Source organism: Streptomyces sp. NPDC088350, assembly GCF_044753545.1.
GTDB lineage: Bacteria > Actinomycetota > Actinomycetes > Streptomycetales > Streptomycetaceae > Streptomyces.
In genome coordinates, this window is the sequence record NZ_JBIVNL010000003.1 from 769,452 (window position 1) to 793,462 (window position 24,011).

General features: G+C 70.3%; 22 protein-coding genes and 1 pseudogene. 6 read left to right on the top strand and 17 right to left on the bottom strand.

Annotated elements, in window-relative coordinates; translation table 11 throughout:
• Positions 1–4: 4 nt before the first annotated feature.
• Entirely contained in the window at positions 5–823 is an 819-nt protein-coding gene (locus ACIQBL_RS13385) for an ABC transporter ATP-binding protein (protein WP_401940464.1), read from the top strand.
• A gap of 19 nt (positions 824–842) precedes the next feature.
• Here ACIQBL_RS13385 and ACIQBL_RS13390 read toward each other — a convergent pair whose 3' ends face one another.
• From ACIQBL_RS13390 to ACIQBL_RS13440, 11 genes are all read right to left on the bottom strand, one after another.
• The gene (locus ACIQBL_RS13390; RefSeq protein WP_401940466.1) at positions 843–2,444 is read right to left on the bottom strand and encodes a glycoside hydrolase family 13 protein; all 1,602 of its coding nucleotides are present in this window, start codon (positions 2,442–2,444) and stop codon (positions 843–845) included.
• A 39-nt stretch (positions 2,445–2,483) separates the two neighbouring features.
• Positions 2,484–3,359, bottom strand: a complete 876-nt coding sequence (locus ACIQBL_RS13395) for a carbohydrate ABC transporter permease (protein WP_401940468.1) — start codon at positions 3,357–3,359, stop codon at positions 2,484–2,486.
• A complete protein-coding gene (locus ACIQBL_RS13400; RefSeq protein WP_401940470.1) occupies positions 3,356–4,312 on the bottom strand; it encodes a carbohydrate ABC transporter permease in 957 nt (318 codons plus the stop codon). Before ACIQBL_RS13400 ends, ACIQBL_RS13395 begins: the two co-directional genes overlap by 4 nt.
• Before the next feature lie 4 nt (positions 4,313–4,316).
• A complete protein-coding gene (locus ACIQBL_RS13405; protein ID WP_401940473.1) occupies positions 4,317–5,663 on the bottom strand; it encodes an ABC transporter substrate-binding protein in 1,347 nt (448 codons plus the stop codon).
• A gap of 110 nt (positions 5,664–5,773) precedes the next feature.
• Complete coding sequence (locus ACIQBL_RS13410) at positions 5,774–6,772, bottom strand: LacI family DNA-binding transcriptional regulator (protein ID WP_401940476.1); 999 nt, start codon at positions 6,770–6,772, stop codon at positions 5,774–5,776.
• A gap of 81 nt (positions 6,773–6,853) precedes the next feature.
• Positions 6,854–7,549 carry a GntR family transcriptional regulator gene (locus tag ACIQBL_RS13415; RefSeq protein ID WP_401940479.1) on the bottom strand — a complete coding sequence of 232 codons (696 nt, stop codon included), beginning with the start codon at positions 7,547–7,549 and terminating at the stop codon, positions 6,854–6,856.
• 68 nt (positions 7,550–7,617) lie between these two features.
• The gene (locus ACIQBL_RS13420) at positions 7,618–8,619 is read right to left on the bottom strand and encodes a proline racemase family protein (protein ID WP_401940481.1); all 1,002 of its coding nucleotides are present in this window, start codon (positions 8,617–8,619) and stop codon (positions 7,618–7,620) included.
• A gap of 36 nt (positions 8,620–8,655) precedes the next feature.
• Positions 8,656–9,552: a dihydrodipicolinate synthase family protein gene (locus ACIQBL_RS13425; protein WP_401940482.1), complete on the bottom strand. Its 897-nt coding sequence runs from the start codon at positions 9,550–9,552 to the stop codon at positions 8,656–8,658.
• 79 nt (positions 9,553–9,631) lie between these two features.
• Positions 9,632–11,080 (bottom strand): FAD-dependent oxidoreductase, encoded by a 1,449-nt coding sequence (locus ACIQBL_RS13430; protein ID WP_401940484.1) that lies wholly within the window; start codon positions 11,078–11,080, stop codon positions 9,632–9,634.
• Complete coding sequence (locus tag ACIQBL_RS13435; RefSeq protein WP_401940485.1) at positions 11,073–11,375, bottom strand: (2Fe-2S)-binding protein; 303 nt, start codon at positions 11,373–11,375, stop codon at positions 11,073–11,075. Before ACIQBL_RS13435 ends, ACIQBL_RS13430 begins: the two co-directional genes overlap by 8 nt.
• Complete coding sequence (locus tag ACIQBL_RS13440) at positions 11,372–12,544, bottom strand: NAD(P)/FAD-dependent oxidoreductase (protein ID WP_401940487.1); 1,173 nt, start codon at positions 12,542–12,544, stop codon at positions 11,372–11,374. Before ACIQBL_RS13440 ends, ACIQBL_RS13435 begins: the two co-directional genes overlap by 4 nt.
• Positions 12,545–12,643: 99 nt before the next feature.
• Between ACIQBL_RS13440 and ACIQBL_RS13445 the strand changes: the two genes are divergently transcribed.
• Positions 12,644–14,056: an aminopeptidase P family protein gene (locus tag ACIQBL_RS13445; RefSeq protein ID WP_401940489.1), complete on the top strand. Its 1,413-nt coding sequence runs from the start codon at positions 12,644–12,646 to the stop codon at positions 14,054–14,056.
• A gap of 81 nt (positions 14,057–14,137) precedes the next feature.
• Here ACIQBL_RS13445 and ACIQBL_RS13450 read toward each other — a convergent pair.
• Both ACIQBL_RS13450 and ACIQBL_RS13455 read right to left on the bottom strand, forming a co-directional pair.
• Positions 14,138–14,638, bottom strand: a pseudogene (locus ACIQBL_RS13450) (ABC transporter permease); the annotation flags it as partial.
• 45 nt (positions 14,639–14,683) lie between these two features.
• Positions 14,684–15,346, bottom strand: a complete 663-nt coding sequence (locus ACIQBL_RS13455) for a hypothetical protein (RefSeq protein WP_401940492.1) — start codon at positions 15,344–15,346, stop codon at positions 14,684–14,686.
• Between the two features lie 224 nt (positions 15,347–15,570).
• Between ACIQBL_RS13455 and ACIQBL_RS13460 the strand changes: the two genes are divergently transcribed.
• A complete protein-coding gene (locus ACIQBL_RS13460) occupies positions 15,571–16,227 on the top strand; it encodes a helix-turn-helix domain-containing protein (RefSeq protein WP_401940493.1) in 657 nt (218 codons plus the stop codon).
• A gap of 33 nt (positions 16,228–16,260) precedes the next feature.
• On the opposite strand, the gene ACIQBL_RS13465 is transcribed toward ACIQBL_RS13460, so the two are convergent.
• Positions 16,261–17,286, bottom strand: a complete 1,026-nt coding sequence (locus tag ACIQBL_RS13465; RefSeq protein ID WP_401940495.1) for an alpha/beta fold hydrolase — start codon at positions 17,284–17,286, stop codon at positions 16,261–16,263.
• A gap of 218 nt (positions 17,287–17,504) precedes the next feature.
• On the opposite strand from ACIQBL_RS13465, the gene ACIQBL_RS13470 reads away from it, so the two are divergent.
• A complete protein-coding gene (locus ACIQBL_RS13470; protein ID WP_401940497.1) occupies positions 17,505–17,732 on the top strand; it encodes a hypothetical protein in 228 nt (75 codons plus the stop codon).
• Between the two features lie 7 nt (positions 17,733–17,739).
• Here ACIQBL_RS13470 and ACIQBL_RS13475 read toward each other — a convergent pair whose 3' ends face one another.
• Together ACIQBL_RS13475 and ACIQBL_RS13480 are read right to left on the bottom strand one after the other, a co-directional pair.
• Positions 17,740–18,420: a 4'-phosphopantetheinyl transferase gene (locus ACIQBL_RS13475; RefSeq protein ID WP_401940499.1), complete on the bottom strand. Its 681-nt coding sequence runs from the start codon at positions 18,418–18,420 to the stop codon at positions 17,740–17,742.
• Positions 18,368–19,276: a metallophosphoesterase family protein gene (locus ACIQBL_RS13480; RefSeq protein ID WP_401940502.1), complete on the bottom strand. Its 909-nt coding sequence runs from the start codon at positions 19,274–19,276 to the stop codon at positions 18,368–18,370. Before ACIQBL_RS13480 ends, ACIQBL_RS13475 begins: the two co-directional genes overlap by 53 nt.
• Before the next feature lie 306 nt (positions 19,277–19,582).
• On the opposite strand from ACIQBL_RS13480, the gene ACIQBL_RS13485 reads away from it, so the two are divergent.
• Together ACIQBL_RS13485 and ACIQBL_RS13490 are read left to right on the top strand one after the other, a co-directional pair.
• Complete coding sequence (locus ACIQBL_RS13485; protein ID WP_401940505.1) at positions 19,583–20,743, top strand: ATP-grasp domain-containing protein; 1,161 nt, start codon at positions 19,583–19,585, stop codon at positions 20,741–20,743.
• 142 nt (positions 20,744–20,885) lie between these two features.
• On the top strand, positions 20,886–22,568 hold the full coding sequence (locus tag ACIQBL_RS13490; protein WP_401940508.1) for a carbohydrate binding domain-containing protein: 1,683 nt from the start codon (positions 20,886–20,888) through the stop codon (positions 22,566–22,568).
• A 99-nt stretch (positions 22,569–22,667) separates the two neighbouring features.
• On the opposite strand, the gene ACIQBL_RS13495 is transcribed toward ACIQBL_RS13490, so the two are convergent.
• The gene (locus tag ACIQBL_RS13495) at positions 22,668–23,918 is read right to left on the bottom strand and encodes an alpha-L-fucosidase (protein ID WP_401940512.1); all 1,251 of its coding nucleotides are present in this window, start codon (positions 23,916–23,918) and stop codon (positions 22,668–22,670) included.
• Positions 23,919–24,011: the final 93 nt, after the last annotated feature.

Sequence of the window (24,011 nt, forward strand, 5' to 3'; positions counted from 1 at the left end):
GTCCATGCTCGACGTACGCGGCCTCCACAAGGTCTACGAGGGTTCCGGCCGCCGGGTGGAGGCGGTGCGGGACCTCACCTTCACCGTCGACGCCGGCGAACTCGTCTGTCTCGTCGGCCCGTCGGGCTGCGGCAAGACGACCCTGCTGAAGTGCATGGGCGGACTGCTCACCCCGACCTCGGGCGAAGTCCTGCTGGGCGGACGGAAGGTGAGCGGTCCGCCGCCCGGGATGGCGTTCGTGTTCCAGGAGTACGGGCGCAGCCTCTTCCCCTGGATGCGGGTCGGCGAGAACGTCGAACTCCCCTTGAAGCAGAAGGACTTGAGCAAGGCGCGCAGGCGCGAGCTGGTCGCGGACGCGCTGGAGTCGGTGGGGCTGGCGGAGGCCGCGGGGGCGTATCCGTGGCAGCTGTCCGGCGGTATGCAGCAGCGGGTCGCGATCGCGCGCGCGTTGGCCTACGAGCCCCAAGTCCTGCTGATGGACGAGCCGTTCGCGGCGGTCGACGCGCAGACCCGCGCCGACCTGGAGGACCTGGTACGGGGGTTGTGGCGAGAGCGCGGGATCACGATCCTGTTCGTCACGCACGACATCGACGAGGCCGTCTACTTGGGCGAGCGCGTGGTCGTCCTGTCCGCGTCCCCGACCGTCGTGCAGGAGCAGCTGAAGGTCGATCTGCCCGTGGAGCGCGACCAGTTGCACACCCGGGTCGCCCCGCGCTTCGCCGAACTGCGGACCCATGTGTACGAGCAGATCCAGGCGGCGAAGCGCGGGACTCTCCCGGTCCAGGACCGGCTCACGAAGTCCGATACGCCTCCACTTCACTGAACACGCATGCGGGTGACGACTACCCGGTGCGAAGCCAGGCAGCCGTGTCCTGGGGCAGGCGGCCCCGGTCGTCCAAGGGACCACTGACAAGCAGGAGTTGGTGGTTCGGCGGCAGGTCGACGGGCGCGTCCGACAGGTTGACCACGCACGCCGCACCGTCCGTGCGGGTGAAGGCCAGGACACCTTCGGGTGCGGGCAGCCAGGTGAGGGGGCCGTCCCCGAAGGCCGGCCGGAGGCGGATCGCCTCGCGGTAGAGGCCGAGCATGGAGTCGACCGTCCGCTGCTGACGGTCGACCGCATACGATGTCCAGCCGACCGGCTGCGGCAGCCACGGTTCATCGCGCGCACCGAAGCCCGCGTACGGCGCGTCGGCCACCCAGGGCAGCGGCACCCGGCAGCCGTCGCGGCCGGGGTCGGTACCGCCCGACCTGAGGTACATCGGATCCTGTATGCGGTCGACCGGCAGCTCGACCTCGGGCAGCCCCAGCTCCTCCCCCTGGTAGAGGTAGACGACTCCGGGCAGGGCCAGGGACAGCAGCGCCGCCGCTCCGGCGCGCCGGGTGCCGAGGGCGAGGTCGGTCGGGGTGCCGAAGGCCTTGGTGGCGAAGTCGAAGCCGGTGTCGGCGCGGCCGTAGCGGGTGACCGTGCGGGTCACGTCGTGGTTGCACAGGACCCAGGTGGCGGGGGCGCCGACAGGGGCGTGCTCGGCGAGGGTCTCGTCGATCGACGTGCGCAGCCGCCCGGCGTCCCAGGGGCAGGACAGGAAGGAGAAGTTGAAGGCGGTGTGCAGTTCGTCGGGGCGGAGGTAGCGGGCGAAGCGTTCGGTGTCGGGGAGCCAGACCTCGCCGACGAAGACGGCGCCGTACTCGTCGGCGACGGCCCGCCAGGAGCGGTAGATGCCGTGGAGTTCGTCGCGGTCGACGAAGGGGTTCGGGTCGCGGCCCTCGACGAAGTCGGGCAGTGCGGGGTCCTTGGCGAGCAGCGCCGCCGAGTCGATGCGGACGCCTGAGACTCCGCGCTCGAACCAGAAGCGCAGGATGTCCTCGTGCTCCTGACGCACCGCCGGGTGGGCCCAGTTGAGGTCGGGCTGCTCGGGGGTGAACAGGTGGAGATACCAGTCGCCGTCGGGGAGGCGGGTCCACACGGGTTCGGTGGAGCCGGCGAACTGGGACGGCCAGTCGTTGGGCGGGAGTTCACCGTGTGCGCCGCGCCCCGGGCGGAAGTGGAACAGCTCGCGTTCGGGGCCGCCGGCGAGGGCGGCCCGGAACCACGGATGCTGGTCGGAGACGTGGTTGGGCACGATGTCGACGATCGTGCGGATGCCCGACTCCCGTGCCTCAGCGATGAGTTTCTCGGCCTCGGCGAGCGATCCGAAGGCCGGGTCGATGGCGCGGTAGTCGGCGACGTCGTAGCCGCCGTCCTTCATCGGTGACAGATACCAGGGGTTGAACCACAGGGCGTCCACGCCGAGTTCGGCGAGATACGGCAGTCTGGAGCGGACGCCCGCGAGATCGCCGGTGCCGTCGCCGTCGCCGTCCGCGAAGCTGCGGACGTAGACCTGGTAGATGACGGCGGAGCGCCACCAGTCGTCGTGGCTCTGGGCAGGGGTGGGCTGTCCCACGGTGCTGGCCTTTCTGTCGGGGGTGTCGAAGGGGCGGTGTCAGCCCTTCGTGCTGCCCGCGCCGATCCCGGCGATGATGTGGCGCTGGAAGACCAGGAACATGGCGACCATGGGGATGCTCGCGATCACCATCGCGGCGATGAGCACGGTCAGTTGGATGTTCTGCGACAGCTGGACGAGTGCCACGCTGATGGGCTGTTTGTCGGTGTCGGAGAAGACCATCAGCGGCCACAGGAAGTCCTGCCACACGGCGACGAGCGCGAAGATCGACACGACGCCGAGCACGGGCCGGGACATGGGCAGCACGATGGACCACAGGATGCGGAGTTTTCCGGCGCCGTCGATCTCGGCGGCCTCCATGACGTCGCGCGGGAGTTGGTCGAAGAACCGCTTGAGCAGGTAGAGGTTGAAGGCGTTGGCGACGGCCGGCAGCCAGATGCCCAGGGGGTCGTTCAGGAGGCTGGTGTGGATCAGCGGCAGGTCGGCGGCGGTCAGGTACTTCGGTACGACCAGGGCCTGCGCCGGGACCATCAGCGTCGCCAGGATGCCGCCGAGGATCAACTTGCCGAAGGCAGGCCTCAGTTTGGACAGGGCGTAGGCGGCGGCCGTGCACAGGACCAGCTGGAACGCCCAGGCGCCGGCGGCCTGGACGACCGTGTTCCACAGGTGCTCCGGGAGCTGCATCAGGTCCCAGGCGTCGGTGTAGCCGCTGAGGTGCCAGTGCTTGGGGATGATCGTGGGCGGGGTCTGCGCGATCTCGTCCGGCGACTTCATGGCGCCGGTGACCATCCAGTAGACGGGGAAGAGGAAGGCCAGCGCGAAGAGCACGACGACGCCCGTGAACACCGTCCAGTAGACGGCCTTTCCGCGCGGCCGGGCGAGCGCCGCCGGGGAGAGCAGCGTGCGGGTGGTCACAGGTCGTCCTCTCCGGAGCGGGTCAGTCGCAGATACACGGCGGAGAAGGCACCGAGCAGCACGAGGAGCATCACGCTGAGCGCGCAGGCGCCGCCGAAGTCGTTGTAGAGGAAGGCGTATTTGTAGATCAGGTAGAGGACGGTGACGGTGGCGCTCTCCGGTCCACCGCCGGTGATGACGAACGGTTCGGTGAACACCTGCATCGTGGCGATGATCTGAAGGAGCATCAGCATCAGGATGACGAAGCGGGTCTGAGGGATCGTCACGTACCGGACGCGTTGCAGCAGGCTCGCGCCGTCCAGCTCGGCGGCCTCGTACAGCTCTCCGGGGATGGACTGGAGTGCGGCCAGGTAGATCAGGACGGTGCCGCCCAGATTGGCCCAAGTGGCCACGATGACAAGGGAGATGAGGGCGGTGTCGGTGCCGTTGGACCAGTTCGAGGTGGGCAGGTGCAGGAAGCGGAGTGTCTCGTTGGCAAGCCCTGCTCCCGGGTCGTAGAACCACTTCCACAGGAGGGCGGTGACCACCGGCGGGATCATCACCGGGAGGTAGACGACGACCCTGAAGAAGGCTTTCCAGTGCCTCAACTCGTTGAGGACCAGGGCGAGTACGAACGGGATCGCGAAGCCGATGAGCAGGGCCAGCAGGGTGAAGACGAGGGTGTTGCGCCAGGCGGCGGTGAACTCGGGGTCGTGCCAGACGCGGGTGAAGTTGGCGGTGCCGACCCACTCGGGCGGGGAGCCGGGCGTGTACTTCTGGAAGGCGATCACGACCGCGCGGATCGCCGGGTACCAGGAGAACAGGGCGAAGCAGATGAGCCCGCCGAGGAGGAACGCGTAGGCACGAGCCTGGTCGAGGAGGCGGCGCCGCCCCCGGCCCCCTACCGGGGGCGGCGCCTCGACCTGTCGTACCGCCGTCGGCTCGACGGGTCGCCGGGTGGCCGTCCGGGTCATCGGGTCAGCCCCGGGCCAGGATGCCGTCGATCTTCCCGGAGGCGTCCCCCAGGAGTTGGCCGATGTTCGCGTCCTTCTTGGTGAGGACGGCGGAGACGGCTCCGTCGAGGACGGAGTAGATCTGCTGGGCGTCCGGCGGCTCGATCTTCATCTGGAGGGACTGGTTGCCGTCGAGGAAGGCCTGGTAATTCTCCACCGGGACATTGGAGTTGGCCTTCTTGACCTGCTGGTCCTTGGCGTCGGCGGCGCCGGTGAACAGCCGCGGCTCGGGCAGTCCTACGGGCGCGTTGGCCTTCTTGGCGCGGGCGTAGTCGCCGAGGAAGCCGGTTCCGGGCGTCAGGAACATGTGGTCGAGCCACTTGAGTCCGGCGCGGATCTGGGCGGGCGTGTCGTGCTTGTTGAACATGTAGCCGTCGCCGCCGATGAGCGTGCCCTGGCCGCCGGGCATCGGGCCGAGGGCGAGGTCGTCGTAGTTGCCGCCCTTCTCCTTGACCAGGATCGGGATGTTGTCCGGGGCGGAGAGGTACATGCCGAGCTTGCCCGAACCCATCAGCTGCTGCACGTCGTTGATGACGAGGAGCTGCTTGCTGCCCATGGAGTTGTCGGTCCAGCGCATGTCGTGCAGGTTCTGCAGGACGGCTTTGCCCTGGGGTGTGTCGACGGTGGCCTTCTTGCCGTCGGCGCTGACGACGTCGCCGCCCTGCGAGTACATCTCGGCGGTGAAGTGCCAACCCCCTTGGTTCTGGGCGCTGTAGTCGGCGTAGCCGATGGTGCCGTTGCCGAGCGCGGCTATCTTCTTGGCGTCGGCGCGGACTTCGGCCCAGGTGGTCGGTGCCTTGTTCGGGTCGAGGCCGGCCTGCTGGAAGAGCTTGCGGTTGTAGATCAGGCCCATCGAGTAGCCGGTGCGCGGGATGCCGTAGATCTTGCCGTCGACGGTGTAGATGTCGCGCAGCTGCTGCTGAAGAGTGCCGTAGCTCTTCAACTCCTTGATGTACGGCGTGAGATCGGCCGCCTGGTTGATGTTCACGACGTGCTTGGCGTCCGTGAAGTACGTGTAGAACACGTCCTCCATCTGGCCGCCGGCGAGTTTGGCGTCGAAGGTCTTCGGATCCTGGCAGGGGAACGCGTCGTGGGTGACGACGTCGATGTCCGGGTTCTGCTTCTCGAAGGACGCGACGTCGGAGTCGAAGAACCCGCGGTCGACCTTGGCGCTCTTGGGCGGCTCGCAGTTGACCGTGATGCGCGTCCTGCCGCTCGCCGAGTCGTCGCCGGACCCGCAGGCGGAGGCAGTGAGCGCGAGAGAACAGACGCCGATCGCGGCGAAGGTGCGGCGGAACCCGGTGCTTCTCATCGGTGGACCCCTCTGGGCAGGAGCGGTGGGCGCCGCACACTCAAGCACCGACGACACCTGTCCGCAAGATGTCGCGCAGAGTCTGTAATTATTCGACAGTAGGACGTCTCTCAGTCGCGCGGGGCTTGCGCGGTGGAACCCCTCACTACCAGTTCGGGTTCGAAGAGCAGTTCCTCGGCCGGTACGGCGGAGCCGCCGACCTGCGCGTTGAGCAGCTCGACGGCCGCCCGGCCCATGGCCTCGATGGGCTGGCGGACGGTGGTGAGCGGGGGCTCGGTGCAGTTCATGAAGGCGGAGTCGTCGTAACCGACGACGGAGATCTGTGACGGGACGTCAAGTCCCTTGCGGCGGGCGGCCCTTATCGCGCCCAGGGCGAGCGGGTCGCTGGCGCAGATGATGCCGGTGACACCCCGGTCGATCAGCCGGGAGGCCGCGGCGTGGCCGCCCTCGATGGAGAAGATGGCGCGGGCGACGAACTCGTCGGGCAGGTCCCCGGCGAGGGCCTGCGCGGCGGCCAGCTTCCTTGCCGACGGCATGTGGTCGGCGGGGCCGAGGACGAGCCCGATGCGCTCGTGACCGAGCGAGGCGAGGTGGCGCCAGGCCTGCTCCACGGCGACCGCGTCGTCGCAGGAGACGGCGGGGAAACCGAGGTGGTCGATGGCCGCGTTGACCAGGACGACGGGGATGTTGCGCTCGGCGAGCAGCCGGTAGTGGTCGTGCGGCGCGTCCGCCTGTGCGTACAGTCCGCCGGCGAACACGACGCCGGAGACCTGCTGTTGCAGCAGCAACGTCACGTAGTCGGCCTCGGAGACCCCGCCCTTGGTCTGGGTGCAGAGCACCGGAGTGAGGCCGAGTTGGGCGAGCGCGCCGCCGATCACCTCGGCGAAGGCGGGGAAGATGGGGTTCTGCAGCTCGGGCAGCACGAGTCCCACGAGCCGCGCGCGTTCGCCGCGCAGCTGGGTGGGCCGCTCGTAGCCGAGGACGTCCAGGGCCGACAGCACGGCCTGCCGGGTCGAGTCGGAGACTCCTGGTTTGCCGTTGAGCACCCGGCTGACCGTGGCCTCACTGACCCCGACCTTCTTCGCCACCTCAGCAAGTCGTCGCGTCATGCATGCAAGAATAGCGCAAGATACGCAAGTGGTTTGCGTTATAGGGCGGCCGAGTGGGGTTGGTCCGGCTCCCGACGCCGGTCAGTCGTGGGCGGCCCACAGGCCGCGGACGTGCCCCAGATGCCGGGTCATGATCTCACGCACGGCCCGCTTGTCACGGTCCAACAACGCGTCGAGCAGGTCGAGATGCTCCTGGGCGGAGGCCAGCAGGCGCCCCTCCACGACGAGGGCGGTGAGCCCATAGAGGCGGGACCGTCCCCGCAGAGCACCGACGACCTCGACGAGGTGGGCGTTGCCGGCCAGCGCGAGCAGTCCGAGATGGAAGCGGGTGTCGGCCTCGACATACGCGATGAGGTCGCCGGCCACCGCGGCGCCGACGATCTCCCGGGCGGCCGGACGCAGCGCTTCCAGCGACACGGGGTCGGCGGTCTCGGCCAGCCCCACCACGGTGGGGATCTCGATCAGTGCGCGGATGTGGGTGTACTCGTCGAGCTGCTTCTCCGAGACGGCGGTGACCCGGAATCCCTTGTTCGGGACGGTGTCGACCAGTCCCTCCTTGGCCAGGTCCAGCATGGCCTCACGCACGGGGGTCGCCGAGACGCCGAAGCGGGCGGCGAGCGTCGGCGCGGAGTACACCTCGCCCGGCCGCAGCTCGCCCGCGATCATCGCGGCCCGCAGGGCATCGACGACCCGCTCGCGGTAACTGCTCTTCTTGCCGCCCAGCGTGGGCAGGTCCGGGGCAGTGGTGGGCGGGGCGCTGGTGCGCTGGGCGACCATCGAAATCTCCTAGTGGTGCAATGTCACACGCTGTGCAATGTCACGCGTGACCCGCCATTATCCCCGGCCTAGAGGATGAATCCGCCCGGGAACGGGTCGGTGGGATCGAGCAGGTACTGGGCGGTGCCGGTGATCCAGGCGCGGCCGGTGAAGCTGGGCAGGACGGCGGGGACACCGGCGACCTCGGTGGTGCCGAGGAGCCGTCCGGTGAACTCGGTGCCGATGAAGGACTCGTTCACGAACTCGGTGTGCAACGGGAGTTCGCCGCGCGCGTGGAGTTGCGCCATCCGGGCACTGGTGCCCGTGCCGCAGGGCGAGCGGTCGAACCAGCCGGGGTGGATCGCCATCGCGTGCCGCGAGTGACGGGCGGTGGCGCCGGGCGCGTACAGATGGACGTGGTGGCAGCCGCGGATCGAGGGGTCCTCGGGGTGGACCGGCTCGTCCTCGGCGTTGATCGCCGCCATGAGGGACAGGCCCGCCTTGATGATGTCGCCCTTGCGGGCGCGGTCGAAGGGCAGCGCGAACTGGTCCAGCGGCAGGATGGCGTAGAAGTTGCCGCCGTACGCCATGTCGTATGTCACCGTGCGCCCGTCCGCGAGGGTGATCTTGCGGTCGAGGCCGACGGAGAAGGACGGGACGTTCCTGAGGGTCACGTTCTTCGCGGCGCCGTTCTCGACCGCGACCTCGGCGACGACGAGTCCGGCCGGGGTGTCGAGCCGGATCGTGGTGACCGGCTCGACGACCTCGACCATGCCCGTCTCGACCAGCACGGTGGCGACACCGATCGTGCCGTGGCCGCACATGGGCAGGTAGCCGGAGACCTCGATGTAGACGACGCCCCAGTCACAGTCGGGCCGGGTGGGCGGCTGGAGGATCGCCCCGCTCATCGCGGAGTGGCCGCGCGGCTCGTTCATCAGGAACTGCCGGATGTGGTCGCGGTGTTCGCGGAAGAACAGCCGCCGCTCATTCATGGTCGCGCCGGGGATCGTGCCGATGCCGCCGGTGATCACGCGGGTGGGCATGCCCTCGGTGTGCGAGTCGACGGCGTGCAGGACGAGTGTGCTGCGCATGACGCTCCTGGTGGATCGATGCCGATGCGAGGGTACTTACGCGAGTCCGGCCGCGACCGCCTTCTCGGTGGCGGCGCGCACGACGGCCTCCTGCTCGGGCAGCAGCGGGACGCGCGGCGGACGCACCCGGCCGCCGTGCCGGCCGACGATGTCCATGGACAGCTTGATGGCCTGCACGAACTCGACCTTCGAGTCCCAGCGCAGCAGCGGGTGCACTTGCTCGTACAGCTTCTTCGCCGTGGCCAGGTCACCGTCGACGGCCGCGTGGTACAGCTCGACACTCGCGCCGGGCAGCGCGTTCGGGTAACCGGCCACCCAGCCCTTCGCACCCGCGAGCGCCAGCTCCAGCAGCACGTCGTCGGCGCCGATCAACAGGTCGAGTTCCGGGGCGAGTTCGGCGAGCTGATAGGCACGGCGGACATCACCGGAGAACTCCTTCACGGCATGGATGTACCCCTCGCCGTGCAGCTTGGCGAGCAGTTCCGGCACCAGGTCGACCTTGGTGTCGATGGGGTTGTTGTACGCCACGATCGGCACCCCCGCCTTCGCGACCTCCGCGTAGTGCGCCAGGACCGAACGCTCGTCGGCACGGTAGGCGTTGGGCGGCAGCAGCATCACGGACGCGCAGCCCGCGTCACGGGCCTGCTCGGCCCAGCGGCGGGACTCGGCGGAGCCGTAGGCCGCGACACCGGGCATCACGCGCGCTCCGCCGATCGCGGCGACGGCCGTCTCGACGACCTTGGCGCGCTCCTCGGGGGTGAGCACCTGGTACTCGCCGAGCGAGCCGTTCGGTACGACACCGTCGCAGCCGTTCTCGACCAGCCAGGCGCAGTGCTCGGCGAACTTGTCGTAGTCCACGGCGAGTTCGTCGGTCAGCGGGAGGGCGGTGGCGACGAGGACGCCGCGCCAGGGGCGGTTCGGGGTGGTGGTCATGTGCGGTGGGTTCCCTCTCAATAGGGTGTGACATTTTACTGCTGGGCAGGCGGTACGGTCAGTGGTGAACGGTGGTAGATCAGCCGGACTCGGCTTCGGCTTCCGCCTCACCCGCACGGGCCAGTACTCCGAGCGGCACAGGACGCGCGAACGGCCGCGGGGACGGGGTGAGTTCGCACCCGGCGAGCCCCGCGACGGCGGGCCCGCACATCCGTCCCTGGCACCAGCCCATCCCGGCCCGCGTCAACAGCTTCACGGTCCGTACGTCACCGGCGCCAAGGCCCTGCACCGCCTCGCGGATCGCGCCTCCGGTGACCTCCTCGCAGCGACAGACCACGGTGTCGTCGGTGACGAGGTCGGCCCAACGGGCGGGCTGCGCGTACACGGTGTCGAGCGCGGCGAAGAACTCCCGCAGTGCCGTACGGGACTTGGCGGCCGTCGCCCATGAACGCGGGTCGGGTTCGGTGCCGTCGAGGCGTGCGGCGGCGGAGCGGCCCGCGATGTGGCCCTCGGCGAGGGAGAGGGCCGCGCCGCCGATGCCGGTGGTCTCGCCGGCCGCCCAGACACCGGGGACGTCGGTGCGCTGTTCGTCGTCGACCTGGACGTCGAGTCCGTCGAGCCGGCAGCCGAGGGTCTCGGCGAGATCGGTGTGCGGAAGCATGCCGTGGCCGACGGCGAGGGTGTCGCAGGCGATACGGCGTGCGGTGCCGGGCCGGACACGCCCGTCGGTGTCGAGCGCGGCGACGGTCACCGCCTCCAGCCGCTCGTCGCCGTGCGCCTCGACGACGGTGTGCCGGGTGAGCAACTTGACGCGATGGCACAGGAGTTGGGCCGCGTACCGGGCACCCTCCGCGACCTTGCCGGGCTGCGCGGCGAGCGCACGGGGCCGTCGCAGGAACGCCTTGGGGTCGGCGGACTCGACGAGCGCGGCCACCTCGACGCCTGCCGCCGCGAGGCCGGTCGCCACGGGGAGGAGGAGCGGGCCGGTGCCGGCGACCACGGCGGTACGTCCGGAGACGGCGAGGGTGCCCTTGAGCATGGCCTGGGCGCCGCCCGCGGTCAGGACTCCGGGGAGGGTCCAGCCGGGAAACGGGAGGACCTTCTCGTAGCCGCCGGTGGCGAGGAGGACGGCGTCGGCGTACACCTCGACCGGGGCCTCCTGTTCGGGGCCGAGGAGGGCGTGCACGGTGAAGGCGCCGTGCGGGCCGCCGCGGTGGGCCGTACCGGACCGCCGGTTCAACCGGCGCTCCACGAACCAGACATGATGGTCCGTCACGTGAGTGACGCGACCCGCCTCCACGTGTCGCGCGAGGGAGTCGCTGAGCCGCTGCCACGTCCGCCACTGGTGGTGCAGGGCCTGCGGGCGTCCGGCGTGCAGTTCGGCGGCGGGCTGTCGGTAGAACTGGCCGCCCGGCCGGGGCGCCGAGTCGAGCAGCGTGACGCGCACGCCGTGGGCCGCTGCGGCAACGGTGGCCGCGAGTCCCGCCGGGCCCGCGCCGATCACGGCGAGGTGCGGTCGGTCAGTCATCGTGGCCCGTCCCCTCCTGCGTACGGATGGCGTCTCCCGGGTGCAATGGCACAAGACAAGCCCGTTGGTTCGGGCGGTCGTTGACGGTGACGAGGCAGTCGTAGCAGACGCCGATCCCGCAGAAGACGCCTCGCGGACGGCCTTCGCCCCGGGTGGTGCGCCAGGACGTCACGCCCGCCGACCACAGGGCCGCGGCGACGGTCTGGCCGGGCAGTGCCTCGATCTCGCGGCCGTCGAGGGTGACCGTGAAGGCCGGGTCCGGGTGGGCCTCGGCGAGGTCGAGTGGGGTTTTCACGCGCCCTCCTCGTCGGGGAAGTCGGGCAAGTCGGCGAAGCGGTCGGGGCGGAAGGGTGCCGGGTCGAGGTCCGGGGTCCTGCCGCCGAGGAGCTGGGCGATCAAGTGCCCTGTGCCGGTGGCGAGTCCGATGCCCGCGCCCTCGTGTCCGCAGGCGTGGACGAGGCCGGGGACGCGGGGGTCGGGGCCGATGGCGGGGAGGTGGTCGGGCATGTACGGGCGGAAGCCGAGGTAGGAACGCATCGCGCGGACGTCGGACAGGAACGGGAACAGTCGGGTCGCGCCCGCCGCCAGCGCCCGGACGACGGGGAGCGAGAACGTCCGGTCGAAACCGACGCGTTCACGGCTCGCACCGATGAGGACGGGCCCGGCTGCCGTGCCTTCCACGACGGGTGAGGTCTGCAGGGCGGCCGAGTCGCTGGCCACGTCGGCCACGTAGTCGGCGGCGTACACCTTGTGGCGGACCAGGCGCGGGAGGGGTTCGGTGACGAGGACGAAGCCGCGGCGCGGGAGGACGGGGAGGGTGACTCCGGCGAGGGCGGCGAGTTCGCCGCCCCAGGTGCCGGCGGCGTTGACGACCGTGGGGGCGAGGATGTCGCCCCGGTCGGTGCGGACGCCGTCGACTGTGCCGTCCGTCGTGAGGAGTACGTCCGTCACCGTGCGGCCGGTGAGCAGGAGGGCGCCCGAGGCCCGGACGAGGTGGGCGGCGGCCAGGGCGGGCATCACCTGGCAGTCCTGGGGGTAGTGCACGCCGCCCGGGAGGCCGGGGGCGAGGTGGGGTTCGAGGTCGTACAGGGTGTCGGCGTCGACCGGTTCGGCGACGACTCCGGCGGCGCGCTGGTCCTCGGCGAAACGCTCCAGGGCGCCGAGCCCGCCGGGCGTGGAGGCCACGACGAGGCCGCCCTTCGCCTCGTACTCGACCAACTCCCCCAATTCTTCGGCGAGTTGTGCCCAGAGGCGGCCGGAGAGGAGGGCGAGGGCGAGTTCCGGGCCGGGCTCCTTGTCGGAGACGAGCAGGTTGCCCTCGCCGGCGCCCGTGGTGCCGCCGGACACCGGGCCGCGGTCGACGACGACGACGTCGAGGCCCGCCCGGGCCGCGTAGAGGGCGCAGGCCGCGCCCACCATTCCGGCTCCGACGACCACGACATCGCAGGTCAGTCGCTTGCTCACGGCAGTACTATGTCACATGTCTCTTCGGCTGAGTAGATCTCCCCCGCGCAAGTCACCACCACCACCCAGCGATCACCACACACGGAAGAGGTGCCCGACGTGGCCAAGGGCCGAAAGAACGGTCTGTACCGAGGAATCTCCGACGAACTGTCCGCCCTGATGCGGACCGGCTGGGCCGACACCGAGCGCACGGACCTGCGGCCGACCGAGCAGGCACCGCACGCGGCCCGCCGCCGGGCCGCGCTGTCCGCGCTCTTCCCGGGCGAGCGCCTGGTCGTCCCGGCCGGGAACCTCCTGATCCGCTCGAACGACAGCCACCACCCGTTCCGCCCGTACTCCGGCTATGTGCATCTCACCGGCGACCAGGCACGCGACGGCGCCCTCGTCCTGGAGCCCCGCCCCGACGGCGGCCACGACGCGCACTGCTACCAACTCCCCCGGGACACCCGGGACAGCGACGAGTTCTGGACCGGCTACACCGCCGAGCTGTGGATGGGCCGCCGCCGCTCGCCGGCCGAGTCGGCACTGGTCCTCGGCCTCCCGTGCCGAGACATCCGCACGATCGCCGACGACTTGGCGAAGGCCTCCGGCACACCGACCCGCGTCATCCGGGGCATCGATCCGGCCCTGGAAGCGGCGCTCGACACCGACGAGGAGCGGGACGACGAGTTGGAGTCGGCCGTGTCCGGGCTGCGGCTGGTCAAGGACGCGTGGGAGATCGGCGAGATGCGCCGCGCCGTCGACTCCACGGTGCGCGGATTCACCGATGTCGTACGGGAGTTGTCGCAGGCGGTCGCCACCTCGGAGCGCTGGATCGAGGGCACGTTCTTCCGCCGGGCCCGCGTCGAGGGCAACCATGTCGGCTACGGCTCGATCTGCGCGGCCGGCGAGCACGCCACGATCATGCACTGGACCGACAACGACGGCCCGGTCCGCCCCGGCGAACTCCTGCTGCTGGACGCGGGCGTGGAGACACACAGTCTCTACACCGCCGACGTCACCCGCACCCTCCCGATCAGCGGCACGTTCACCCCGGTCCAACGCACGGTCTACGACGCGGTGTTCGAGGCCCAGGAGGCCGGCATGGCGGCGGTGAAGCCGGGTGCGCACTACCGGGACTTCCACGAGGCGGCCCAACGGTCGCTGGCCGAACGGCTGGTGGAGTGGGGCTTCATCGAGGGACCGGCCGAGCGGGCCCACGAGCTGGCGCTCCAGCGGCGGTTCACCATGGCGGGCACCGGGCACATGCTCGGGCTGGACGTCCACGACTGCGCCCAGGCGCGGAACGAGGAGTACGTGGACGGGGTCCTGGAACCCGGCATGGTGCTCACCGTCGAGCCGGGCCTGTACTTCCAGCCCGACGATCTGACCGTGCCGGAGGAGTGGCGGGGCATCGGCGTCCGGATCGAGGACGATCTGCTGGTGACCGAGGACGGATACGAGAACCTGTCGGCGGGGCTGCCGCGCTCGGCCGACGAAGTCGAGGCGTGGATGCGGGAGTTCGCGGGCTGAGTACGTCGACTGGTCACCCCGGCACCGGGAGTGACCAGTCGTCAGACGCGGGCGACACCCGGTCGTCGGGGTGACCGGTCGTCAGACGCGGCTCGCGGTGGCCGTGTCGGCGGACAGCCGCTGGGCGACAGAGTTCGGGAGCACGGAGAGCAGGACGAGCACCGCGGCCACCACGTTGACCACGGGCGCCTGTTGGGGCCGGGTCATGTTGTTGAAGATCCAGATCGGCAGGGTCTCGATGCCTGGCCCGGCGGCGAACGTGGTCACCACGATCTCGTCGAAGGACAGCGCGAACGCGAGCGGTCCGCCCGCGAGGAGCGCCGAGCGCACCAGCGGGAACGTGACGTCGACGAAGGCGCGGAAGGTGTCGGCGCCCAGGTCCATCGCGGCCTCCTCGTACGACCCGGAGGTGCGTCGGAGGCGGGCGACGACGTTGTTGAAGACGACGACGATGCAGAAGGTGGCGTGCCCGACGATCACCGTGAACAGGCCGAGGCCCACCCCGAGCGGCTCAAGTACCGTACTGAAGGCCGAGTCGAGGGCGATGCCCGTGACGATGCCGGGCAGCGCGATCGGCAGGACACGTCGACACCCGAGCCGAGTTGGGGCACGCTGCCGGTCCGGCACTCACTCGGCCGCCGGTACCACCCTCAGATGCCCGGCGCCGCGTCCCGCCCTGCGCGCCCTGCCCAGCGGAGTGCGGCGCACCTCGCGCAGGACCAGTGTCAGGCGCGTATAGCCCATGTTCTCAAGGGTCTTGGGGGTCTCGCCGACGACACGGCAGTCCGTGGCGCCCCAGCGCGGGTCGGGGTGCAGGACCGGGCGGACCGCGCCGTCGTGCTCCACGGCCTCCTCGCCGACCGCGCGGATCCAGTGCGGCAGGCCCTGCCGGTAGGCGGCCTCCATGATGGGGTCCTGGGCGATGTCACGGCGGATCGCCTGCAGGCCGTGGTCGTGGCCGTGGCTCTCCACGACGGAGGCGAAGTGGGCCAGCATCGGCAGGCACCAACGCGACTCGTGCTCACCGAGAACACTGCTCGCGTCGGGGTGGAAGAGCACAAAGCGAAGGAAGTTGTCGCCCGGCATGGCCGTCGGATGCGGACCGACCTCCCGGAAAAGTGACTTGAACGCGCCGTTGGTCAACACCACGTCCCAGCGGTGGTCCATGACGACGGAGGGGAAGGGGACGGCCTCCAACAGCGTGGCGTAGTCCAGCAGATACGCCTGTGCCTCGGGACTCTCGGGGACGGGCCGCGATGCGGACCGCTGCCCACCTGCCTGATATGCCATCGGGAGGTCACCCCTCTTGCCTATGCGGCCTTCTCGCGGCGCCTTGATCCTGATGCCCCGACGCGAGCCGTGTCAACTATCGTGGCATTTCATGCTTGTTGACGGCTGAAATTGGCCACAGTTGTGGCGAGACCTGGATGCGAGTTCGAGCGAACCGCTACTCTCCGGGATGTTCACGGCCCCCCGTTTGTGAGAAGCCTGTGAGAGACGTAGGAGATCTGTCGGTGTCGGATGGCTTCGAGGTACCGGGTGCGACGGCGAACACTGTGCTGCCCGCCGTCGTCGACCGCGTCACCGCGCTCGCCGAGCGGCTCGACGTCCCGCACGCCGAGGTCTTCCACGTGGGCCGGCTCTCCGTGGCCAGCGGTGTCCCGGAGGCCGTGGTCAGGGCCCTGCTGAGCGGCCGTCCCGCGGGCGAGCCCGATGTGCAGGCCCGGTTCCTGCAACGCCTCGGCCTGCTGCGCCGCACCAGACTCAAGCCCAACGGGCGCAAGTACACCCAGCAGGAGATCGCCGACGGCGGCGGCATGTCGCGCCAGCAGGCGGGCGCGCTCATCAACGGCGACCGGCGTCCCACCATGGAGCACTGCGACGCGCTCCAGCGCTTCTTCCGCGTGCACGCCGGGTTCCTCACGGCCGAGGACCCCGAGGCCCTCGCGGGAGCGCTCCAACGCACCGAGCAGGAACTCCTGCAGAAGCTCGCCGACCGCGAACGGGCGGCTGCCGAGGCCGTGGAGGACCCGCTGGAGCGGCTGCTCCAGGACCACGGAGTACGCGGAATCGCCTGGCGCGCCGCGCAGTTGCCCACCGACCAGCACCGCGACAAGGTCGCCGAGTGGCTGGACATGCTTCTGGAGAGTGTGAAACGCCCCGAGACGTGATCCGGGGCCGCACAGCCGGGGATTGACGGTGCGTCAGGTGGCGCTGCGTTCGCTCGCCTCCCGCAAGTCCCGTTCCACCGCCGCGCTGTGGGCCGTGGCGCCGGGGTTGCCCTCGCACAGGAGGTCGCGCCAGTGCTCGCGGCTCCAGTGGGCGGGGGCGGTGGTGCCGGTGAACTCCGCGACCAGGGCGAGGAATCGGGCCGGGTCGGTGTGGAACGGGAAGTGTCCGGCGCCCTCGAAGATCTCCAGTCGGCTGCCCGGCATCGCCTCGTGGGCGCCGTACGCGTGCCGTACCGGCACCACGCTGTCGCGGTCGCCCCACAGCAGCATGGTCGGCATGCCCTCGGTCAGGTAGCAGCGGTCGAGCATGGTCACCACCTGGCCGCGCCAGTCGACGACCGCGCGCAGGGTGCGGATGAACGCGTTGCGGGCGGTCTCGTCCGGCAACGCGTCGACGAGGGTGAGGAGTTCGGGGGCGTCCTGGCCGAGGTCGGTGTCGAGGAGCCGCATCAGCCCCACGGTGAGGCCGACTTGGAGACGCATGCCGGGCAACCTCAGCGCGGACAGGGCGAGATGGGAACCCGGAAGCGTGATGAGCCGTAGCACCGGGTTGACCTCGCGGCCCACGCCGCCGGCGCTGACGAGGATCAGCCGCTCGGTGCGCTCGGGGAACTGGTAGGCGAACTGCATCGCCACTCCCCCGCCCAGCGAGTGCCCCAGCAGGGTCGCGGACTCGATGCCGAGGGTGGTGAGCAGATCGCGCACGCCGTTCGCGTAGGCGGCGACCGAGTAGTCGGCGCGCGGCTTGTCGGAGGCGCCGTGGCCGAGGAGGTCGGGGGCGATCACCGTGTGGGTGCGGGCGAGATCGGGGATCAGGTCGGCCCAGGTGGCCGAGGAGTCGCCGATGCCGTGGATCAGGACCAGTGCCGGGCCCTCGCCGGCCATGCGGAAGGCACGGCGGTATCCGTGCACGACGCGGTACCGCAGCTCGAGTTCGCCGTCGCCCACCGAGCGCAGCCGTGCGGCGCGCGCCGGGCGCCGTGCCGGGACGTCCTCCACGCACTCGCCTCCCGTTCACCTGGCCGCCCTCGCGCGGCCGAAAGCCCTTCCCTCCAGCGTAGGGCCGCCGTCCCACCGGGGATTTCGAGGACGTTTCGCCTCCGCTAAGCGGGCTGACCAAGGCTTGGGGAAACGGGATTGTCAGTGGCACCCGGCAAGCTGGAGTCGTGCCACCGCCGTGCGGGGGCGCATGAAGCCGACCAGGGGAGAGCCGTCCTATGCAGACCGCAGTGATGACCGACCGCGAACGCGCCGCCGTCCAGGCCTATCTACGACTGCTGCACACGGTCCGAGCAGCCTTCGACGGCCCCCCGGGCGCCCCTCGACCAGTCCTCGTCCCACCCTCGGTACTGGCCGAGGCGGACCGGGCGTTGACGGACGCCGGGCTCGCGGGCAACGAGGAGGAGTTCTTCGGACTGGTGCGGAGCTGGTGCCCGGAGGGGTGAGGAGCGTTCACGGATGGGGAATCGTGATCGCCGTGGCGACCAGACCCCGCGCCACGGTCCAGCGCCCCTCGAAGACGTCGACGCGTTCGCCGTCGACCACCGGGCCGGGGACGAGGAGGCGGGCGCGCAGGCCGCCGCGCGCTTCCTCCCCGGGGTCCGCGAAGAGCTCGATGTCCGCTTCCGAGAAGTCCAGCCACTTGCCGGTGAGGGGGAACCACGCCTTGTAGACGGACTCCTTGGCGCTGAACAGGAGCCGGTCCCAGTGCACGGCGGGCCGCTCCGCCGTCAGGCGCGCCAGGCGCTCCTGTTCGGCGGGCAGGGAGACGGAGGGGAGGACACCGTCCGGGAGCGGGGCATGCGGTTCGGCGTCGATGCCCAGCGAGGCGAGGTCGGCGCTGCGGGCCAGCGCGGCGGCGCAGTAGCCGTCGCAGTGGGTCATGCTGCCGATGACACCGGTGGGCCAGGTCGGCGCGCCGTGGGCGCCGGGCAGGATCGGCCGCGGAGGCACGCCGAGCTTCTCCATGGCACGCCGGGCGCAGGCCCGTACGGCGGTGAACTCGCGGCGCCGCTTGGGCACCGCGCGGGCCACCCGGGCCTCTTCCTCGGGGTACAGCGGGGCGTCCTGGAGCCCCTCGTCACCGTGTGTCTCCACGGTCACCACGGAGTCCGGAAGCAGCTCCTCGATCACCGGTTCCGACCTCCATCGGCAGAATGCGGCGCAGTCTGCCCGGGGGTTCCGGGCGCTTCTGCCACTCGCGGGGGTATCCCACGGACACCTCTTCGAACCGGACCCCCTCGTGGTGGGTGGTCCGCGGGATGTGGAGATGGCCGTAGACCATGGTGTCCACACGGAATCTGCGGTGCCAGTTGGCGGTCAGCACGGTGCCGCACCACATGGCGAACTCGGGGTACCACAGGACCTCGGTGGGGTGCCGGTCCAGGGGGTAGTGGTTGACCAGGACCGTGGGCAGGGTGTCGGGGATCTCGGTGAGCCTGCGTTCGGTCTCGGCGACCCGGGCCCGGCACCAGGCCTCGCGGCTGGGGTAGGGGTCGGGGTGCAGCAGGAACTCGTCGTTGCAGACGATGCCCGTGCCGTGCGCGTACGTCAGTCCCTCGTCCTTGGTGGCGCAGCCGGCCGGCAGGAACGAGTAGTCATAGAGCAGGAAGAGCGGGGCCACGACGACCGGGCCGCCGGGGCCCTCCCAGACAGGGTACGGGTCCTCGGGGGTGAGGACGCCCAGCTCCCGGCAGAGGGCGACGAGGTGGTCGTAGCGGGCGACGCCGCGCAGGGTGACGGGGTCCTTGGGGTGGGTCCACAGTTCGTGGTTGCCGGGGGCCCAGAGGACCTTGCGGAAGCGGCCGGCGAGGAGTTCGAGGACCCAGCGGATGTCGGCCACGGTCTCGGCGATGTCACCGGCCACGATCAGCCAGTCGTCGTCCGTGACGGGGCGCATGTCCTCGACCAGGGCGCGGTTCTCGGCGTACCCGATGTGCAGGTCGCTGATGGCCAGCAGCTGTCCGGCACCGCCGGCCGTCGACTCCACTCTCGCCCCCTCCACGTACACACGAATGAGTCCACGAGATCACATGCCGCCGTTCCGCGACAAGACGGCCGGGACATACGAGGCGGTCAGGGCGGGGCGACGGCGGGAGTTCATGTGCCGGGTGGGCACCATCGGGAAATCCGTAACACGGGCGTTGCACGCGGCACCCTTCGCAAGCCGTATGATCGCCCCAACACCACCGTCACGAACGCCCCTTCGCCGAGGGCGGTTTGGTGTACCTCCAAACACCCTGGCCGGGCACGGCCTCGCTCCGCCGTGCCCGCGAACCCGAAAGGACGGCCCTGCATGGTCTCTCGCGTACGCGTCTGGCTCAACCGCACGTACGCGGAGAACGTGTTCTTCATGGATCAGCTGCGGAGAAATCCCAGCGATCGGGCCGTCGAGATCCATGCCACGCACGGCGACGCGGACTCCCCCGTACTGGCCGCCGCCGACACCGCCGACCTGGAGCCCGAGGGCCTGTCCCCGGCCGCGTACGTCGAGTTCGCCCTCGACCAGTGCGCCCGCCGCGGCATCGACGTGTTCGTGCCCCGGCTGCACCAGTCGGAGATCGTGGCGCACCGCGCGGACTTCGAGGCGGTCGGTACGGCACTGCTGGCGCCGACCCCCGAGGCCGTCGCCGTCTTCCACGACAAGGTGATCGCGTACGAGGCCGTCCAGGCGATCGGCGTGCCCGTACCGCCGTGGTGGCGGGTGCGCACGGCGCCCGAACTCGTCGCGGCCGTCGAGGAGTTGGAGGCCGCCGGGCACAAGGCGTGCTTCAAGCCGGCGTCCGGCGCGGGCGGGGTGGGCTTCCGTGTGATCACGCGCGCCCCCTTCTCGCTCATGCACCTCAACGGCTTCCCGAGCCCCTACGTCCCGCTCGACACGGTCGTCGAGGCGCTGGAGCAGGCCGACGAGCAGGTCGACTGGCTGGTCATGCCGCGCCTGGAGGAGCCGGAGGTGTCGGTGGACTGCCTGACCGGTCCCGACAACCTGGTCCGGCTCGCCGTGGGCCGCACGAAGAACGGCCGCCGCCGCGGTTTCACCCTGCACGAGCAGTGGCTGGAGCCGGCCCGGCGGATCGCCGAGGGCTTCGGGCTGCACTACCTGTCCAACATCCAGTTCCGCATGTTCGGCGAGCAGCCGGTGCTGATGGACGTCAACACCCGCCCGGCGGGCGGCCTGCACCAGCTGTCGCTGTGCGGGGTCAACGCCCCTTGGGCGGCGGTGCAGTTGGCGCTCGGCGAGGACCCGGGCACGATGGAGCCGCCGTTCCTGGGCGCGGACTACGCGGTGGTGTCGGGCCCGCGTCAGCTGCGTCCCGTGTCGCTCCCGCACCAGCGCGCGGAGGAGTCGGAGCCCCTGCTGGCGACGGTCGCCGCACCGGTACCGGCCGAGGCCGAAGCGGCGCCGGAGAGCACCGAGTCGACAGAGGCGGGCAGCCGGGCAGCGGCCCGCGCCTAGGGCCTGCCCCACCTCGACCCACAACTTCATACCGGTCTGGACCAATCATGGCGTCGCATCTTGACACCGTGATTGGTCCACACCAACTTGGTTGCGCACCCTCCTGCACTCCCGAACACCCCCATTCCTTCAGGGAGATCGCGTGCGCAACACACTCGGACGCTCCAGACATCGACTCCTCGCCCTGCTCGCTACCGCGGCCCTGGCCATGGCCGGGGCCATCGCGCTGCCCGGTACGGCGCAGGCGGCCAACGTCCTGACCAACCCCGGCTTCGAGTCGGGCAGTCTCTCGCCCTGGTCCTGCACCGGGAACCTCGGCTCGGTCGTCTCCTCACCCGTGCACGGGGGCTCCAAGGCCCTTGCGGGCGCGGCGAGTTCGAGCGACACAGCGCAATGCACCCAGACGGTGGCCGTGCAACCGAACACGGCCTACTCGCTCAGCGGCTGGGTGCGCGGAAGCTATGTCTACCTCGGCGTGACCGGCGGCAACTCGACCTGGACGACGTCCCCGTCGGCGTACAGCCAGTTGACGACGTCGTTCACGACCGGCGCCTCGCAGACCAGCGCCACCATCTACGTTCACGGCTGGTACGCGCAGGGCACCTACTACGCGGACGACATCAGCCTGGACGGCCCCGGCGGTGGCGGCGGAGACACCCAGGCCCCGACCGCGCCGACCGGGCTGACCTCCACCGGCAAGACGTCCTCCAGCGTGTCCCTGTCGTGGGGCGCCTCGACGGACAACGTGGGCGTCACGGCGTACGACATCTACAGCGGCGCGAACCAGGTCCTCAGCGTCTCCGGTACGAGCGGCACGGTCAGCGGGCTCGCGGCCAGTACCGCCTACACGTTCACCGTGAAGGCGCGCGACGCGGCCGGGAACACCTCGGCCGCCTCCAACGCGGTGAGCGTCACGACGAGCGCCGGCACCGGTGGCAACACCGGGTTCACGCAGGCCGCGCCCTATCTCTACGAGGGCTGGGGCGATCCCCCGAGCCCGAGCACGGTGATGAGCGCGACCGGCATCAAGTGGTTCACGATGGCGTTCGTGCTGGACTCCGGCGGCTGCACCCCTGCCTGGGACGGCAGCCGGGCGCTGACCGGTGGCGTCGACCAGACCGCCATCAACCAGATCCGCGCGGCCGGCGGTGACATCGTGCCGTCCTTCGGCGGCTGGCAGGGCAGCAAGCTCGGCGCCAACTGCTCCTCCGCGAGCGCACTCGCCGGGGCACTCCAGAAAGTGATCAGCGCCTACGGCCTCAAGGCGATCGACATGGACATCGAGAACACGGACGAGTTCGAGAACGAGGCCGTCCAGGCGAAGATCCTCACCGCGCTGAAGACCGTCAAGGCCAACAACCCGGGCCTGAGGACGATCGTCACCTTCGGCACCTCGACGACCGGCCCGACGTACTACGGCAACCGGCTCATCGAGCAGGCGCAGTCCCTCAACGCCGGCATCGACGTCTTCACCATCATGCCGTTCGACTTCGGCGGCGGCTCCGACATGTACGGCAACACGGTCGCCGCAGCGGAGGGCCTGAAGACCAAGCTGAAGTCCACCTTCGGATGGGACGACGCCACGGCCTACTCACACATCGGCATCTCGGGCATGAACGGTCTGTCGGACCAGTCGGAGACGACGACTCCGGCCATCTGGACACAGATCCGTGACTGGTCGAACGCGCACCACATCGCCCGGCTCGCCTTCTGGTCGGTCAACCGCGACCGCGGGTGCGCCGGTGGCGGAGTGGTGAGCAACTGCTCCGGCATCAGCCAGAACACCTGGCAGTTCACATCCATCACGGCCGGTTTCACCGGCTGACGACCCCCACCCCTGGCGGCCGGTCCCCCGTGTGGGCCGGCCGCCTCGGTACGTCAACAGCCGCTCCTGCGCCTGTACTTCAGCAGCCGCCCCCGCCGGTCAGAAACGTCCCGATCCCCGGTACAGCTCCAACTCCCCGTCCAGTTCGAGGGCGAGGACCGTGGCGTGCGGGTCGAGATCGGCCAGGGGCGGCGGGTCGATCCACAACTGCCCTACGGCCTCGTGGAGTCCGCCGACGACCCGGTGGGCGAGTTCGGTGCCGGTGCCGAGCACGGTGACCCTGCGGACCGGGGTGACCAGGCCGCGGACGCCGATCTCGGCGCGCGGGATGTCGTACAGGGTGAGGTAGAGGGTGCGCCGGTCGGCGGAGAGGGTGCTCGGCCCGTAGTGGTGCCCGGCAGGAAGGCCGCGCACCGTGCCGTACACGGCGTCGGCGTGTCTGCGGATCCACTCTCCCATGCCTTCGAGGCGCTCGACCTGCGGCTGCGGGATGGTGCCGTCCTCCATCGGGCCGACGTCGAGGAGGAGGTTGCCGCCCCCGCCGATCGTCTCCGTGAAGTAACGCACCAGCTGGCTCAGCGACTTGTGGTTGTCGTCGTGGTGCCGGTAGCCCCACGAGTCGTTGATGGTGAGGCACAACTCCCAGGGGCCGTCCGGGGGTTCGATGGGGGCGCCCTGTTCCGGTGTCGCGTAGTCGCCCTCGCTTAGCATGCGGGCGTTGAAGACGACATGCGGTGAGTACGAGCGGATGAGCGCGGCGAGTTCCTTGATGCGCCACTGTTCCTCGCTGCGGTCCCACTCGCCGTCGAACCACATCAGGTCGGGCCGGTGGCGGGAGGCCAACTCCCGTATCTGGCCGTCCCGGTAGGCGATGAACCGCTCCCAGGCGGCCAGGTCCTCGTCCTCGGCCGAGCACTCGGAGTACCGGTTGTCCTCCTGCTCCGGCGGGCGGCCCGGCTTGCGGGTGGAGGCGTAGTCGGGGTGGTTCCAGTCGGAGTGCGAGTAGTAGAGGCCGACCTTGAGGCCCTGCTCGCGGAGGGCGTCCGCGTAGCCGGATATGTAGTCCGTGCCGAGGTTGAGGTCGCCGAACTCGGTGTCCCACAGGGCCACTCCGTCGTGGTGGCGGCTGGTGAGGACGGCGTACTTGGCGCCGGCACGGGCGAACAGGTCGGCCCAGGCGCGCGGATCGTACTTCGCGCCGGTGAAGCGGTCGAGCTGGGACATGTACTGGTCGTGCGGCACGATGTCGTCGTAGAACGACCAGGACTCCTGGACGCCGTCGACGGCGTAGATCCCCCAGTGGACGAAGATCCCCAACTTGGCGTCGGTGAACCACGGTTGCATGGGCACGGCTGAACTCCCGTCACGTACAAGGTCGGTTGGGGGACCGAGAGGGCGGGCCCCGACGCACGGGGACTCTGTTGGCGAATCCACGGGCGGCAG